This is a genomic window from Halioxenophilus aromaticivorans (genome assembly GCF_042850945.1).
Taxonomy (GTDB): domain Bacteria; phylum Pseudomonadota; class Gammaproteobacteria; order Pseudomonadales; family Cellvibrionaceae; genus Halioxenophilus; species Halioxenophilus aromaticivorans.
In genome coordinates this window covers 2,304,369-2,319,391 of record NZ_AP031496.1, presented here as the reverse complement: position 1 = coordinate 2,319,391, position 15,023 = coordinate 2,304,369, and the positions used below count along the sequence as shown (strand labels likewise).

The 15,023-nt window shown below is 45.5% G+C and carries 15 protein-coding genes and 1 pseudogene; 2 read left to right on the top strand and 14 right to left on the bottom strand.

Annotated features, from left to right (window positions below; all coding sequences use genetic code 11):
- Positions 1-34: 34 nt before the first annotated feature.
- Positions 35-1,057, top strand: a complete 1,023-nt coding sequence (locus tag ACGHM3_RS10110; RefSeq protein WP_345416957.1) for a hypothetical protein — start codon at positions 35-37, stop codon at positions 1,055-1,057.
- 506 nt (positions 1,058-1,563) lie between these two features.
- Here ACGHM3_RS10110 and ACGHM3_RS10105 read toward each other — a convergent pair.
- From ACGHM3_RS10105 to ACGHM3_RS10045, 13 genes and pseudogenes are all read right to left on the bottom strand, one after another.
- Positions 1,564-2,109, bottom strand: a pseudogene (locus tag ACGHM3_RS10105) (aldehyde dehydrogenase family protein).
- The gene (locus ACGHM3_RS10100) at positions 2,034-2,228 is read right to left on the bottom strand and encodes an aldehyde dehydrogenase family protein (protein ID WP_390518050.1); all 195 of its coding nucleotides are present in this window, start codon (positions 2,226-2,228) and stop codon (positions 2,034-2,036) included. Before ACGHM3_RS10100 ends, ACGHM3_RS10105 begins: the two are co-directional and overlap by 76 nt.
- A 270-nt stretch (positions 2,229-2,498) precedes the next feature.
- Complete coding sequence (locus ACGHM3_RS10095) at positions 2,499-2,741, bottom strand: DUF4345 family protein (protein ID WP_390518048.1); 243 nt, start codon at positions 2,739-2,741, stop codon at positions 2,499-2,501.
- Positions 2,742-2,874: 133 nt separating this feature from the next.
- Positions 2,875-3,039 (bottom strand): rubredoxin, encoded by a 165-nt coding sequence (locus ACGHM3_RS10090; RefSeq protein WP_345416960.1) that lies wholly within the window; start codon positions 3,037-3,039, stop codon positions 2,875-2,877.
- Positions 3,040-3,053: 14 nt separating this feature from the next.
- Positions 3,054-4,592 (bottom strand): AMP-binding protein, encoded by a 1,539-nt coding sequence (locus ACGHM3_RS10085; protein ID WP_345416963.1) that lies wholly within the window; start codon positions 4,590-4,592, stop codon positions 3,054-3,056.
- 16 nt (positions 4,593-4,608) lie between these two features.
- Complete coding sequence (locus ACGHM3_RS10080) at positions 4,609-5,826, bottom strand: acyl-CoA dehydrogenase family protein (protein WP_345416966.1); 1,218 nt, start codon at positions 5,824-5,826, stop codon at positions 4,609-4,611.
- Between the two features lie 25 nt (positions 5,827-5,851).
- Positions 5,852-6,652, bottom strand: coding sequence for an SDR family oxidoreductase (locus ACGHM3_RS10075; RefSeq protein WP_345416969.1), 801 nt, complete (start codon positions 6,650-6,652; stop codon positions 5,852-5,854).
- Positions 6,653-6,851: 199 nt separating this feature from the next.
- Positions 6,852-7,139, bottom strand: a complete 288-nt coding sequence (locus ACGHM3_RS10070; protein WP_345416972.1) for a hypothetical protein — start codon at positions 7,137-7,139, stop codon at positions 6,852-6,854.
- 48 nt (positions 7,140-7,187) lie between these two features.
- Positions 7,188-7,772 carry a TonB-dependent receptor domain-containing protein gene (locus tag ACGHM3_RS10065; protein ID WP_345416975.1) on the bottom strand — a complete coding sequence of 195 codons (585 nt, stop codon included), beginning with the start codon at positions 7,770-7,772 and terminating at the stop codon, positions 7,188-7,190.
- Positions 7,773-8,069: 297 nt separating this feature from the next.
- Complete coding sequence (locus ACGHM3_RS10060; RefSeq protein ID WP_345416978.1) at positions 8,070-8,486, bottom strand: hypothetical protein; 417 nt, start codon at positions 8,484-8,486, stop codon at positions 8,070-8,072.
- A gap of 292 nt (positions 8,487-8,778) precedes the next feature.
- A protein-coding gene (locus ACGHM3_RS10055; RefSeq protein WP_390517716.1) for an IS3 family transposase occupies positions 8,779-9,854 on the bottom strand; the annotation gives its coding sequence in 2 pieces (ribosomal slippage) (positions 8,779-9,605 and positions 9,605-9,854; 1,077 coding nt in all).
- 74 nt (positions 9,855-9,928) lie between these two features.
- Positions 9,929-10,180, bottom strand: coding sequence for a hypothetical protein (locus tag ACGHM3_RS10050; RefSeq protein WP_345419117.1), 252 nt, complete (start codon positions 10,178-10,180; stop codon positions 9,929-9,931).
- A 47-nt stretch (positions 10,181-10,227) separates the two neighbouring features.
- Positions 10,228-11,121, bottom strand: a complete 894-nt coding sequence (locus ACGHM3_RS10045) for a fatty acid desaturase (protein WP_390518044.1) — start codon at positions 11,119-11,121, stop codon at positions 10,228-10,230.
- Between the two features lie 305 nt (positions 11,122-11,426).
- Here ACGHM3_RS10045 and ACGHM3_RS10040 point away from each other — a divergent pair, with 305 nt between their 5' ends.
- Positions 11,427-13,901 carry a LuxR C-terminal-related transcriptional regulator gene (locus tag ACGHM3_RS10040; RefSeq protein WP_345419111.1) on the top strand — a complete coding sequence of 825 codons (2,475 nt, stop codon included), beginning with the start codon at positions 11,427-11,429 and terminating at the stop codon, positions 13,899-13,901.
- Here the strand turns inward: ACGHM3_RS10040 and ACGHM3_RS10035 are convergent.
- Positions 13,889-14,893, bottom strand: a complete 1,005-nt coding sequence (locus ACGHM3_RS10035) for an AraC family transcriptional regulator ligand-binding domain-containing protein (protein WP_345419108.1) — start codon at positions 14,891-14,893, stop codon at positions 13,889-13,891. The genes ACGHM3_RS10040 and ACGHM3_RS10035 overlap by 13 nt on opposite strands.
- Positions 14,894-15,023 lie beyond the last annotated feature (130 nt).

The window sequence follows — 15,023 nt, the reverse complement described above, 5'->3', positions numbered from 1 at the left end:
GAGTTAGCCAAACTGCATAAGGACTGTGTAATTTATGAGTAATAACCTAAAACAATCGTTCTCCGAAAATCATCAAGTAAGCCTATTTACGGATTATTTATTAAGCCTATTAGATGGACGTAGAGGTTTTAGCCACACCTGGAAAGCACGCAGTGGTAAAAATAAAACGGGTTTTAAAAAAGGCTTTTTGTGGAGATGCGACTCGTTGACCGATGCCTACGAGCAGTATCGATGGCCGGCGCTCTCGCCTACTGGGAATCTTACTTTCACTTTAGAAGAATCAAACAGAATTCTTAACTACCACGAAGCGAGCATCGTAAAAACGCTTGAAAAAGCCGATACCAGCCAAGACGATATTCACCTGCTAAAAGAGGATATATTAGGGGTGTTACGCTGGGGCGGCGTAGATACCAAACCCAATATTGCCAAGGCAATGCGCGCTGATTCAGCACAACTCAAAGTCAATTTAAATAACGCCGTGGAATTAATTAATCACGGTGGATCTATGTCCGAGGCGGAATTTGACGCTCGCTACGAGCAACTGGACGAGAATCACATCCGAATCGACTCCGGCACCACTAAAATATATTCTCTCATTTGCAGAGACTTTATCATCCTAGATAGCAGAGTCGGTGCCGCCCTTGGCCTATTGGTAAAAAATTTCTGCCATGACCATGATATCCCAACAGAAACCGTCTGCAATGATCTGAGATTCAGTTGGGGGGCGGCCTCCGGAGAGAAACGCACCTACAAAATTAGAAACCCTAACAGCACTAGCAGCGCCGTCTTCCAAAACTTCGGCCGACTAACCAATAAAGAACGCCTTCTGCAAAACCTAAAAGCCAGCTGGTTGTTATCCGACGTTATCTCTAAAACCAAAATCCCAAGCTTTTCCAGTGCACATACAGCAGGTGGCTTAAGACGCTTAGAAGCCGCGTTATTTATGATTGGCTACGACGTAAACTACGTCAACCGGCAAAAGCAATTAGATAGAAACAGAAGACACCACGTCCGAGATATCATGCCCTCGGCGGCAATGGCCTTTGCACCTGACTAGATAGACTTGGTGAGCGAATTACTTTATTGAGAACTGTCACTTGGTGCAATCTAAACAGACTTGGACTCAATTTGAATAGAATTGCCGACAGTTCCCATTATTGAGTCCAAGATCAGAAGCTCAATTGGACTTAAAATGCACTTAAAACTAACACATGAAAGCCTACTGAAGGCTCAATAGTAAAATGGAGCTACAATTCATTAATCACCAGACCACCACACGAAATCTGGTCTTCGACAATCTGTAACACTTTACGATCGTGACCAAAATACTACACTGCTAAAGGATTTCGTCTATCCCGAATGATCGAAAGAGCGTCATAAAGCCTATCCACAGTCACAATCGGCAATATCGGACCGAATATTTCTTCCTGAATGATCGAAGCGGAGAGATCATCAATTATAATCAGATAAGGCGCAAACCTTCTAGGGTCTGTACATCCGTCAGAATCTAGTAATGGAACTACTTTTTTATTTTGAAGCCGATTCTTGTAAACGGTTATTCAATCACTCGACGTGTCGCTGCTGTATAAGAATAACGTAATCTGGGCTTAGAATACCCCGGGGGAAGAGCGTTTTAGCCGCTTTATCCTTTTCAGCTACCAGCGTATCGACTTCAGAGCAATGCATTAATACACAGTCTGGAGCATGATAGGTTTGACCAGCAATTTGGGGTTTAGCTGCTATAGCTCTTTCGGCTACATCTTTAATATCGGCTCCTTGGCCGACGATAACTAGGGACTTACCACCAAGCTCTAAAGTAGTAGGCACTCAATTGGACGCGCAAGCGCTCGCTATTCTTCGAGTACCTGCTGTAGATCCTGCAAAATGGAGATGATCGAATCGCAATTGAAAAAACTCTGCAGCCACACCTGCACCACCGGTGACGACTGCGATCTCCTCCGCCGAAAATGTATCTTCGACAAGAGCTTGTAATAATTCGAAGGTTATTGGAGTAAACTCGGAAGGTTTGATCATTACACGGCATCCGGCGGCCAGAATCCGCCCCCCACAGGACTCAACGCCAATGAAATTGGGAAATTCCAGGGCCAAATATTGCCAACCAAACCTAGGGGAACAAGCCTCACAAAATCTTTTGACCCCAACACACTATAGGGGAAATTAGCACTATGCCGTGTACGCTTTACCCATCTATGGATATTTTTTGGCATACGTTAGAGAATGCAATGGAGCTAAGACATTGAACGCCATTGAAAGATCTTGACTTCGATGACCAAATTCTGATTCGATCGCCTGACAGAGTTTATGACGATGTCTGACCAGTAGATCAATCAAACGCTCTATACGATCCACCCGCAGTTTAACCGGCGGGTATGGGTCCGAATCCTGAGCCTCGCGCTGAAGTTGAAAAAGATTATTAAATTTATCGTTAATGTGGATAAATAAAGTATTCTTCTTCGTTAAAGTATGGAGTCCGTAAACTAACAGCGGCGCCAATAGGAGTTCAATAAAACAGCTATTGAAATGAAGGCTAAGCTCACCGTGCCAGTGGGAACACCATTTACCAAAAGTGCCAATAAACGCCCTAAACCACCGACCACCAGTAACGTAAATAAACCAAGTAACGGCCAACAAAACCGTCGGATATCACGTAAGGCGTAGACTAAAGCCAAACCGTAACCCATCCAGATTGCCCCTAAAAACCGAAACTGACAATTAAGCAACGGATCTGCGTAGACAGCTTCGGGCAGTTACAGTCCTAAGGTTCTCTGCATTGAAACGCCAAAAATAAAATCAGCCCCTCCTGTAATAATCGCGATTAAAGCTAAAATATAGCTAGCGCTACAAAACAGGTTTTCAGTCTTCGATTTCATCGAAATCATCTTTGGTTACCCCACAGTCCGGGCACATCCAATCATCCGGCAAATCTTTAAGCGCAATACCTGGCGCTATCCCTTCGTCAGGCAACCCTAACGCTTCGTCATAGATAAAAGAACAATATCGACACTGCCATTTTTTCATATTTACTACCTTAACTACTGTGAGGCGATCTGATCGCGCAATTCGTTTTTCTTTATTTTTCCTGCACCAGTCAGCGGTAAAGCATCGTGTAAGCTTAATGATTTAGGGCACTTGTAGCCGGCGATTGAGCTTCTACAATGTGATACAAGCTCTTCATAGCTGATAGTTGAGCCGCTCTTAATCACCAACGCCGCATGCACCCGCTCCCCCCATTCATCATCGGGTACTCCAAAAACTGCAACCGAGGCGATAGCGGGGTGCGAAGCAATAGCATTTTCCACTTCGGTACAATAAATATTTTCACCACCAGAAATAATCATGTCTTTAACTCGGTCCACGACATATAAAAATCCATCGAGGTCAATAAATCCGGCATCGCCGGTATGCATCCAACCGTTTTTTAAAGCGGCGTCGGTCTCATTGGCTTTGTTCACATAGCCCATCATCACACCTGGCGAACGGAAAATAATCTCTCCCGTTTTTCCTACGGGCCTATCTTGATCATTGTTATCGACGATTCGTATCTGTGTATGAGGGAAGGCTCTTCCTGCGGATCGTAACCGGCCCTTAGCACGGGCTTTTGCGCCATGTTCTTGCCAGGGCAAAATACTGATGGTTGCTGATGACTCGGTCATCCCGTAAATTTGCATCAATTTAACGCCAGGCAATACCGCCAAAGTAGTATCAAGACCAGTTTCAGTAAACGGCGAACCACCGTAATAGACGCGCTCCAAGGCATTAAGATCATACTGGGCAACACTTGGGTCGTTTATCATAACCTGTAGCATGGTTGGCACTAGGAGCAAATCTGAAACCGAATACAGTGCCAGCGCCTCCAAGCAACCTTTCACACTAAAATTTGGTAACATCACATGCGTGCTACCCCTAAGTAGCATACAGACAGTCTGAGACATATCCGCCAAATGAAACATCGGGGCCACATGAATACCAATACAACCCTCGGGAAATGCTCCTTCTGCCATGAAGCCCAAAGCCGATGAACATAGATTTTTATGAGACAGCATTACGCCTTTAGGAAACCCCGTGGTACCGCCAGTATAAAATATGCCAAATAGGTCATCGCCGCCAACACCGACATCCTCTATGGGTGAGCTTTGTGAAACAAGTGTGTCGATGTGATTTTCGATGTCGCCAATTTGATTGTCACCGCAGTAAAACACCTGGTTTAGCTCAGGGCAACTGGCCAGTAATTCTTCGGCCAAATGAGCAAAGTTGTCATCCAAAATTATGGCATGAGTTTTAGAGTCATTCAGAGAATAAACAATCTCTTTCACGTTCCAACGAAAGTTAACAGGGTTCGCGGTAAAGCCTCCCCACGCACAGGCTAAGTAATAACACAAATAGAAATCTGAATTAAAACCAAGTAGTGCCACCGGAGCACCACCAGGAATCCCGCGCTGTTTAAGCCCGCCAGCAAGTTTCGCCACCTTAGTGGTTAACTCGGTAAAAGTGGTGCTACGCCCCTCACATAGCGTTGCAATCTTATTTGGGTGCAGTTGATTTGCTCGATGTAAACCTTGGGTAAATTGCATATCGATTACTCTATTATCAGCCTGTTATATCTCGTCCAAATATCTCACGCGCAATTGCCCATCGCTGTACTTCATTAGCCCCCTCATAAATCTCACCAATTTTAGCATCGCGATAGATCGACTCCAGTGGCCAATCTTGGCCCGCACCTTCGAGTCGACGCACAAATCCATAACCGCCACAGGCTTGAATGGCGTCGCGGGACATATCCACAGCCACCTCACTGCCAACAATTTTAGCCATGGCCATAAGTGGTTGAGGAGAACATTTTTTATCAGCATTTAATGCTGCTTTGATATATAGGTTTCTGGCATTTTCGATAGCGGTAGCGCGATCAGCATACTTAAACTGCCAATGTTGGAAGCCTGCAATGGGCTGACCAAAACAGTGCCGACCACTAATGTACTCGACGGAATGGTCGAATGCCCGTTGCGCCATACCCACACCAAGCGCTGCGATGCCAGCACGCCCCATAGTCAGGGCCGCTAACGCTGCACGCAGGCCGCCGCCAACACTACCAATGACATGACTACGGGGTACCCAAACATCATTTAACGTAACATCAGCTGTCATTTGCGCGTGATTACCCATTTTTTTGTCGGGTGCTCCCACCGTTACACCTTCGCTGTGCATATCAATAAGCAACATCGTTAAGTTATCGCCGGTGCGAACCAGCGTTAGCATAATATCGCCAGCAACCGAGTTAGTTATCCACCTTTTTTTTCCTGTGACTCTATAGCCATCACCGTCCCGGATGGCCATAGTCGCCATGGCTGAAACAGATAGGTCGGTACTCGCTTCTGGTTCGCTGGTCGCAAAGCAGCAGACGATTTCACCTCGTATTAGTTTGGGAAGCCATCGTGAGCGTATTTCGTCTTGCGCCTTGTCTAAAGTCTGACCGCATAAAATCGCCTGGCCATCAAATAACGCCGATGCAATCCCCGGTGTGTAATAGCCCAGCTCTTCCATGACCGTTAGCGTCGCTAACATGGGGTAATTCAAACCTCTTCCACCAACGTCTTTGCTGAACGATACTTGATACAAACCGGCTTCGGCCAAGGCATTCACAATATCCCGGCGGAAGTTTTTAGGATCTTCTACTGTCGTGTTCACTTCATGTGCTATAGGCTGTAACACACGATCAGCAAAGGCACGTGCTTGCGCTCTGATAGCGAGAGTTTCCTCTGGTAAAAAAACATCGCTGTAAAGCATCTCTGACAATCGCTTTTTATTCATTGTCAATTACATTCCTATAGTTGAATTAAATAGCGGTATAGCCACCGTCCAAAGTTAGTTCAGACCCAGTCATAAGACTGGATTCAGACGATAGTAGAAAGGCAACACCAGCAGCAATCTCAGTGCCGCAGCCAGGACGCCCCATTGGAATCACATTACTGTAATGCTCACTTGCCTGCTCAATAGAATCAAACAACTTCATATCAACAAGCGTCTGCAAGGCGCTGAGGGACACACCAGTATCCATAACTCCTGGGTGTACAGAATTGCAGCGAATGTTGTAACCTAATTTTGGTAGTTCAACCGCCAAAGATTTAGTTAATAGCCGAACTGCACCTTTTGAAGTGCAATAGGCCGAATGCATTGGTCCCGCTACTTGACCAAACATGGAAGAAATATTAACAACCGAAGCCGCTTGCCCCCCCTCTCCCGCCACCTTTAAAAGTGGCAGAAACGCTTGCACGCCAATAAAAACACTTTCGACGTTAATCTGTTGAGTTTTACGAAACAAATCCAAAGTGGTTTCTGGGAAAGGCACGTGCGGCATTATACCTGCGTTATTGACTAATCCATCTAAATGAATCCAAAAGCATCCCACCGCCTCTACTATTTGTGTCCAGGAATCAACATCCGCCACGTCGTGACTAAAAGCGTGTACCTCTTTGCCATATTGCGCCGATAGATCATCGGCCACCTTACTCACTTCCCGCGTCTCAATATCAGTGAGTACGAGATTCGCGCCCAGCTCGGCCAAATACTGGGCCATAGAAAGCCCCAATCCCCTGGCTGCTCCGGTGACCACAATATTTTTATCTTTTAAAATCATGTTAGCTCCTATTAATCTGAGCACTCCTTTGCCATGATGCAGCTCCTAAAATTGATAACTCGCTTTTAGTCCGTATTTTCTGCACTAAGTAATCCGAGCCTGTAATAGAACGTAGATCCAAACCGTAGCTGTAATATTGTTCGTCGGCTAGGTTTCGCCCCCACAACGCAAGACTTAGACTCTCGCGCTGCCGAAATAATCAGCCATTTAACAGCCAGTAAGCTTCTTGTTGCAGCTGTTGATTGCCGAAGGTATCTGAAGTATTGCTAGGCTTAGTATTAAATGGCGAGAACCACAGGTCACTAATATAAACAGCGTCTGAATGAAGCCTAAGGGCGCCCTCGGTAAACTCTGCCAATTCCCAATCCACATTAAAATTGGCAGTCATTCCTGGTGTGTTGGTAAATACATTGCCCGACAAGCCGACACCACTCAGTTGTAAATCCGTATATTCGCTATCGATCAACCCGAGATCAAAGCCAACCACTAAAGCGTCGGTAGCCGCAGATAAAACTTCTATTTCAGCACCTTTTATTTAAGACTCGCCGGCATTACGCAAGAAGGGCGTTATGCCGACAATTTCTTGCGTTTGTTGGTCGGTATAATCGTAATAAAACAGCGCTCCATTAATTTGCAGCACCTCATCAAGCAACCTGGATTTCCACCATAATTCATAAGCATCTAAGTTTTCAGGTTCTACAAACGTTAGCTGGTCTTCTGAAAAATAAGCGGTGCCATTAATTGCGCCGGATCGATAACCTTTGCTGTAAGACATGTACGTCATGTTGCCAGCCCCAAAGGTATAATCCAGAATCACTCTACCAGAGACATCACTGTAATCATCTTCTATCACCGGTAAAAAAGCGCTAGCATCTGCGTGCACCACTAATGGCAAGGTACTTAATTGCGGCATCCCATTCGCATCGCTGACAATGGCTGGAGCGTTCGACACTTCAATGGAGTCCTGGGTATAACGCAAGCCCAAGGTTGAGCGAACTGAATCGGTCAAAGTCCAGACCACCTCTCCGAAAATTGCTTGCGATTCACGGGTTTGGTCGAATCGATGTGCAACATTCATGGTAGAAAGGTTGCCAACCAGCCCCACAGGATTACCAGACAATATGGCCGCCTGGACTGCGGGTAAGCCTGACGGAAACACAAATGGCAAGCCCGCCAACATACCGAAAAAGCTATAATTATTCCGAGCATCTACGTCGTCTTCACCGTAACATATGCCCGCCGTTACACACGCACACCTTCGTTGTTGTACTTAGGCCGCAATTCTTGATTAAACTGCTCATGATCCGCAGACCAAGCTATATTAAAATTGTCATCTGCCCCACCTGCATCCTATTTAACAATAAAGTCACCAGAGTCTATGGCCGTAATAGTGGTTAACTCTCGTCTTCGTTGAGTATCAAGCTGAACGTTTCAGCAATACTGTCGCCACCCGCTCCGTACTCTCCAATTTGGTCGGCTTGGCTTTTCCAAAAACCCAAACTAGCGCTGGAATATCCGCCGAAGTCTGTCTCTCTCGGCAAAAAATACCCAAACCGGTTGGCGCATCACCGGAGGCCAAGGCGTCTGCGTAGTAGGCGCGAAGCGTCAATTCCATTACGACGTTTATTAACCACAGAATACTGGCGTGAGCCGCTTGACTGTCACTGGCCCGGTAGTCATAACCTGTGCCTATATTTTCGATCTGGCCGTCGGATTCAGACCATGTGCCGGCGTAACGCACCACGAATACATCGTCCACTAACTCAGTGTTTAAGGCCCCACTAGCCTCACGACTATCAAAGCGCCCAAGATTGGCTGAAATAGCACCTTCCATGCCAGCCAGCTGAGGTTTTTTTGGTGATGACCTGGATAACACCTCCGGTTGTGTTACGCCCGTACAGCGTTCCCCGCAGCCCTCGAAGCACTTCCATCTGATCAATATCGTACAGCTGCTTGCTATGGGCAAAACAAGCGCATAATTAATTTTGATCGACATAAACGCCAATTGGTGATGCTTAGTTGGCATTAAACGCGAGACCTACACTTATGGCACGCAGACTAAAATTTGGCTGTATATTGTGACCTTTCCCCTAAGTTAATACCACTCCCTCGATGAGATATTTGCCTTATGCTGCCTGTGCCGCGTAGGCTACTGGCGTCATGTAATTTAATGAGCTGTGCGGCCGCTCATGGTTATAGTGCGCACGCCATTGATCTATTTCGTAGCGGGCTTCCTCTATTGTTCGGAACCAGTGCTGATTCAGACAGGTGTCTCTAAACTTGCCATTTAGGCTTTCGACGAAGGCGTTTTGCGTTGGCTTGCCAGGCTGAATAAAGTTGAGTTTGACCTGATTTTCTTTACTCCAGAAGAACATGGCTTTGCTGGTGTATTCAGTACCGTTGTCACAAGTGATACTTTCAGGCTTACCACGGGTCTCGATTAGTTGATCTAAGAAACGGGCTACGCGATTTCCACTAATAGAAAACTCTGCCAGCTGTCCGACCAGTTCGCGACTGTAGTCATCAACTACATTTAGTATTCGGAAACGTCTACCATTACTCAGTTGATCTGATACAAAATCCATAGACCAGCGCTCGTTGATTTGCTTAGGTAAGTCCATCACAGGCACAGGGCGCGTGAGCTTTTTACGCTTTTTTGTACGAACCTGCAGTCCTTCCTCTGTGTAAACACGGTAGGTTCGCTTCTTGTTAGTCACCAACCCTTCGGCTTTCAGTAACCCGTGTAGCAAGAGGTAGCCATACCGACTGTATTGTGCTGCTAGCTCTTTCAGTCGCTTCCGAAGAACATCGTCGTCGTAGCCCTTAGCCCGATAGCGATAGCCTGTTCGGCTAATACCAGAAAGCCAGCAAGCACGGCGCTCGCTCAAGCCAAACGTTTCGACCAGATAACTGGCGACAGGCTTACGTTCAGCCGGCTTTACCACTTTTTTGACAAGACATCCTTCATGGCCTCCACTTCAAGTAGCTTTTCTGCAAGAAGCTTCTTCAACTTGGCGTTCTCCGCCTCCATATCCTTCATGCGCTTAGCTTCATTGACTTCCATGCCAGCATACTTTGACCGCCAGTTGTAGAAAGTACCTTCAGATATTCCCAGCTCGCGACAAATATCAGGCACTTTGGTACCCGCTTCATGCTGTTTGATCGCTTTGATGATTTGCTCTTCGGTGTATCGTTTCTTCATAGTAATGAGATCCCCTTGGGAGTAGATTAACTGGAAATCTCATCAACGTCATGGTTCTATTTTTCGGGGAAAGGTCAATTGGAATACGGAGAGCTCACCTGCAAATTAGGGACATTTGCCGATAGATCTGACGCTGCCGCAACCCCTGAGTTGACCAACTCATCACCACTGATAGCAGATACTGCCAATGGCACCTCCTGTAAAAACTGCTCAACCATATTGGCGGTAACAACAACTTCCTCCAATAGAACGGCAGCCACCGGCGTGGCCACTGCGGCGGCCAAACAAGCTAAAATACGATGTTTTTTTATTGAGATAGTTTTCAATTTATTACCCTTTTTATTGCCTAACTCATCTTGCCCTGGGTAAGGCTCTAACACTCAACTTTGTGCTTGGGTGAGACCTGTCGCCCTACCGAAAACGTGCCTACGTAGTAAGGATTTTTCGACAAGTGAAAAGCGAGACGCATCTTCCACAGTTTTTGCATCCTATAGAAAGGAGCAGTCGGATATAAATGATGCACCAGATGGTAATTTTGATATGTCATTAACGGGGACAGGAGCCACTCGCAACCAGCCCTGATATTGGAAGCCTCATATTCATTTACCTGAGCAGTTGCCTTAAACGGAGCGTGCGGTAAATAGACAAACATTGCCACGAATAATGCTGAACTAATTCTAGTTGGGAGAAGCCATAGTAAAAAAACCTCCTTGCCGTAGCCAGCGGCGATCGCGACAGAAACAATTCCTATAACAACCAAAATTTGAATTATGAGTCGGTTCATAAATCGCTTTCGTAATGGGCCGGCGTTTTCTAAAAAATACTTGGTGTAGTAAAAATCGAAATTCAGCCAACGCAGAGGTAGAAAAACGTCCTTAATATGGCCAAAGTGATCGGGATCCTTTGTCGGATCATTGGTATATCGATGATGCTGCATATGAATCCAGCGTGCAAAATTTAGAGGCGCCAAAGGGCCGAAAAATATCATCCCTATATGGCCAAACAGGTCGTTTACCGCTTTATTTTTAGCAATCGCGCCATGCGAAGAATCGTGCACAACACTAAAAAAGAAATAGGTTATAACACCGTTTATTAAACACGCTAGCCAATAATTAAGCTGGCCCGATATTGCCAAATAGTCGCTATACCCCAAGCCGCCTAAGCACCCTAAACACAAGACTACCGTCGGCCACGCCAATGTAGGCGCCTTAATAAGCCGCTTAAATTCACTTGACATGGGAGCATCGTTGTTTGCTGAATGTGCCATAGTTCACCGCTGGTTACTATTTACAGTCAGCCATGGTATGTGAAGGACTCGAGGAAACACTCAACCTAAAGGTTGATTTTGCCCCCTTGGTTAGCGTTATAGTATGCGCGGGTGGTTAACTGAATGATAAGAATCTAATAAATAGAATGGCACGCGTCCCCGATCAGAAGAACATGGCTCAACTAGGTTTAGAAACACATACATCATTGATAAGCCGAATCAATGGCTACCCTTTGATTCAGTGCGTTGCAGGGCCGGGATATGGAAAAACCCACCTAATTCATACGCTATCAAGGTATTTGAACGTGGGAGAATCTCAAATTACGATAACGTTGACTCGCCCATATGAAACCACAACCGATTTCATCAATACGTTATCTAACGAACTATTACGCTCACCAAGCCACCCTAACACACCATTATCGGCGATTATTGACACGCTTCTGAACACACCTAGTCTTGTCGCCATAGACGGGTTTGAGCACGCGAACAGTCGAGAGATCGGTGTTCTGATTGAACAGATAGTACAACAAACCAAAAAACACAGTCGCTTTCTTTTAAGCTCTCAAACAAATCTAGAATTTCAATTTCAAGACCTTATTCTTAGCGGAGAAGCCACACTTATTAGAGAGAACGATCTAGTGCTGAGCTTGACTCAAACCCAAGACTTACTGTACAGCAATGTTGATCACAATCTATTATCCGATCAATTGACGCAGCAAATATATACCGTGACAGAAGGCTGGGCGCTGGCAGTAAAACTGTGTGGGCAATTGTTAAACCAATACCGTAATTCTAACGTTGTGATGAGGCTAGCCAACGGCGATCTGCCATTCTTAACACACTACTTTCAACAGGCTGCTATCGATAAACTGCCCGAACGATCGATCGAATTATTGTGCTACATTGCTCACTTTGATCAGTTCAGTTCGAAATTATGTACCTATCTCTTTCCAAACCAAGAAACGTTAATTTTATTATCATATTTAACCAAACATCATATTTTTATAGCGATAGAGCAAGGCACAAATAACGAATATCGATTACATCCATTATTTCGACATTTTTTAGTAAGGCTAGATTGCACTCCGAAGGACAGCGATCTCAAACATATTATGGCTAAAGCAGCGCAGTGGGCCAGTGATCACGGGTGTACAGTTCTGGCTATTGACTGTGCAATCAAAGCAAACAACTATAGGTTTGCGACTGAACTGATAAATCAATCTGTACAAACCTTTATCCGCGATCAAGGCATGCTGCCAAAGCTGATTATTTGGTGCCAAAAAATTCCACTGGAAAGTTCGTCAGCAAGTATACATTTACATTTTTGGTTAGCTTGGACTTTCACATTCTCATGCCTATTTGATAGGGCCGAGCGTAGCATAAAGCAGCTAAACGACCTTCTAGAACAAGATGAATCTCTGGCAAAAGCGGAGAAACAGCTACTAAAAGCTAAGATCGAATCCATACAACTAGCGTTAGCGATATTTCAAGATAAGAGCGAGTGGACCTTTCTACAAACGGATATTTGGCTTGAACAATATAGTCCGATCGCTGACCCTTTTGATACCGCCGTTGTAGCAAGCGGCCGCTTTTTGAGCGCACGCCTACAATTAGAGGTAAACGCAGCTAAAAGCGCAATGACGATTGCTAAAGAAGCTATAACTAGGGCCGATAGCTTCTACGGTAGGATGTGGATAGACGCCCTGGACGGTTTAAACGAAATGGAATTCGGCGACCATCGAGTTGCCAGTAAATTACTCGCCACAGCACATTCGTGCCTAGCATCGAGTGAGCGTCACGCGTCTCCCATGCGATCAACAATTGCATTACTGCAAGCCAAGGCACTCTACGAACAAGGGCTAGTAAGCCAAGCAAGCGAATTACTCGAGGACGGTTTAACCCATATTCAGGATCACGGTTTAACCGAATCTGCCGCAGCAGGTGTGCGTTTGGAATTCTACCTAGCTTTAAGAGCAAGCCCGGAAAAAGCTCGTTACGTATTGAGCCAAGCCGAATTCTTGGTAGGCCACTTCACACCCAGATTACTGTTCGTTGTGCGCAGCCTTCGTATTGAGTTATTTTTACGTGAAGGCAACCTTGAATCAGCATTGCAGGAGGCTCGCAACGAAGGTATTTGTATCGACCAGGCACAAGAGGTTGAGCACAACGTAAAAGTACCTTTTATCAGATCCGAACGCGCCAGAGTAACCGCCCTGCTAAACTACCATGGCGACCGATTTACTAGCGCCGCCACCATAATTGAACAAATACTGGCTCAAACAAGTACTTCACAGAGACCACTATTTCACACTCAAACACTGATATTATACTGCGCGACACTTATGCAATCTAAACAGACTAACAAAGCTCTGCGCACACTAATAAGAGCGATGAAAGTCGCAGACAAGGCAGGGTTATACCAAACCTTTGTCGATCACAAACGCTATATAGAACACCCACTACAGGAGTTGGTTCTTCGACGACAGCGTGAGAACATATTAACAGAGGACCAACTTATACTTCGACTTGAACAAGATTTTCAAATACTGAAACACAAGACTACAGACGCTGACAGCCCTATATGCTTGTCGTTATCCGAGCGCGAGCAAGAGCTGCTTATGCTGCTCCCATCATCACTTACAATACAGCAAATGGCCGACTATCTATTTGTTTCTAAAGCTACCATTAAAACTCACTTACACCATATATATCGCAAGTTAGGCGTAAAAAATCGTACTGGAGCCATCGAATCCGCTAAGCGATATCACTTGCTTTGATCACGAAAGTTTTGCGGCGATAATTTGGTCCAACGCTTAAAAGCGCGACTAAAAGCACTGGTCTCCGAGTAGCCTAACTCAATAGCTATATCTTCAATAGACTTCCTAGTCTGTTTCAATTGATTCATGGCGAGTTTTAAGCGTAACTTATCTCGAACCTCCGCAAATTGACGCCCTTCATTTTTTAATCGTCTACGCAATGTGTGCGGGTGAATGCACAGCTGAAGAGCAACAGATGTTATACTGTTATTTTGAAAAGCGCTGATTGCTATTACCTGTTCTACTTTTTCTGCCCACCTAGCCTGTTGTAAATACTGATTAAAGAGCACAAGATTTGCATGCTCGATCATTTTTTTGATAGAAATCGCCGTATGCTTGATAGGGAGGCTGTTATAGCGACTGGAAAAAGATATGAAAGAAAACTCTTCCAGATAATCAACTCTCTGGGGAGAAAAGACTCCGACGTAATCTTCGCTATAACTGGTGCTCTCAAAATTGAACCCTATAGCTAACACAGGGATTCTGTAATCCGTCAACCAACAACAGAACTGATAGTAATAGAATAGAAAAGACTCATACAAATAAGGCGAGAATTTATTTTCTGGATTTGCGGGCCGCATAGTAAAATTGGTATTCTCATCCAGCATCTCACACCGCGTTTCTACACCCCAGGGGACAAACCGATAAAATCTCGACAGTCGTCGAATCGCATCACCCAAATTCTCAGCGTCTAGAGCGTACTGCGCCATGGTAGTCCATGTGCCTGGAGGTTGAACGCCTACGCCGTATCCCAATTGCTCATCCTGTAGTTCAATCATGGCATCGCGCAGTAGATTAGCAAATTTTTGCACTTGGACCCGCGCGCCCGGATTCTCCAGCGCCTCTGGCCGAATCCCGTTATCGATCAACATCGCGCGACGTACCCCGCCATCCTCAGGCACATTGGCTAGTGCGGCTAAGACTACCTCTGCGGCGATAGTAGCACCGGTCATACTGTAGCGATCTCTAAGACAGGTTGAATCATGAATAGCATCAGAATTGCAAATGAACACTTATCATTATAACGAAATGTCAAATGATTGCACCTCCACGGCCATGTATCCGGCTTTTAGTCATCGCTAA

Coding starts and splice junctions, on each gene's coding strand:
- ACGHM3_RS10110 (WP_345416957.1), top strand. CDS start 35: ATGAGTAATAACCTAAAACAATCGTTCTCCGAAAATCATCAAGTAAGC.
- ACGHM3_RS10100 (WP_390518050.1), bottom strand. CDS start 2,228: ATGCCAAAAAATATCCATAGATGGGTAAAGCGTACACGGCATAGTGCT.
- ACGHM3_RS10090 (WP_345416960.1), bottom strand. CDS start 3,039: ATGAAAAAATGGCAGTGTCGATATTGTTCTTTTATCTATGACGAAGCG.
- ACGHM3_RS10085 (WP_345416963.1), bottom strand. CDS start 4,592: ATGCAATTTACCCAAGGTTTACATCGAGCAAATCAACTGCACCCAAAT.
- ACGHM3_RS10080 (WP_345416966.1), bottom strand. CDS start 5,826: ATGAATAAAAAGCGATTGTCAGAGATGCTTTACAGCGATGTTTTTTTA.
- ACGHM3_RS10075 (WP_345416969.1), bottom strand. CDS start 6,652: ATGATTTTAAAAGATAAAAATATTGTGGTCACCGGAGCAGCCAGGGGA.
- ACGHM3_RS10060 (WP_345416978.1), bottom strand. CDS start 8,486: ATGGAAGGTGCTATTTCAGCCAATCTTGGGCGCTTTGATAGTCGTGAG.
- ACGHM3_RS10045 (WP_390518044.1), bottom strand. CDS start 11,121: ATGGCACATTCAGCAAACAACGATGCTCCCATGTCAAGTGAATTTAAG.
- ACGHM3_RS10035 (WP_345419108.1), bottom strand. CDS start 14,893: ATGACCGGTGCTACTATCGCCGCAGAGGTAGTCTTAGCCGCACTAGCC.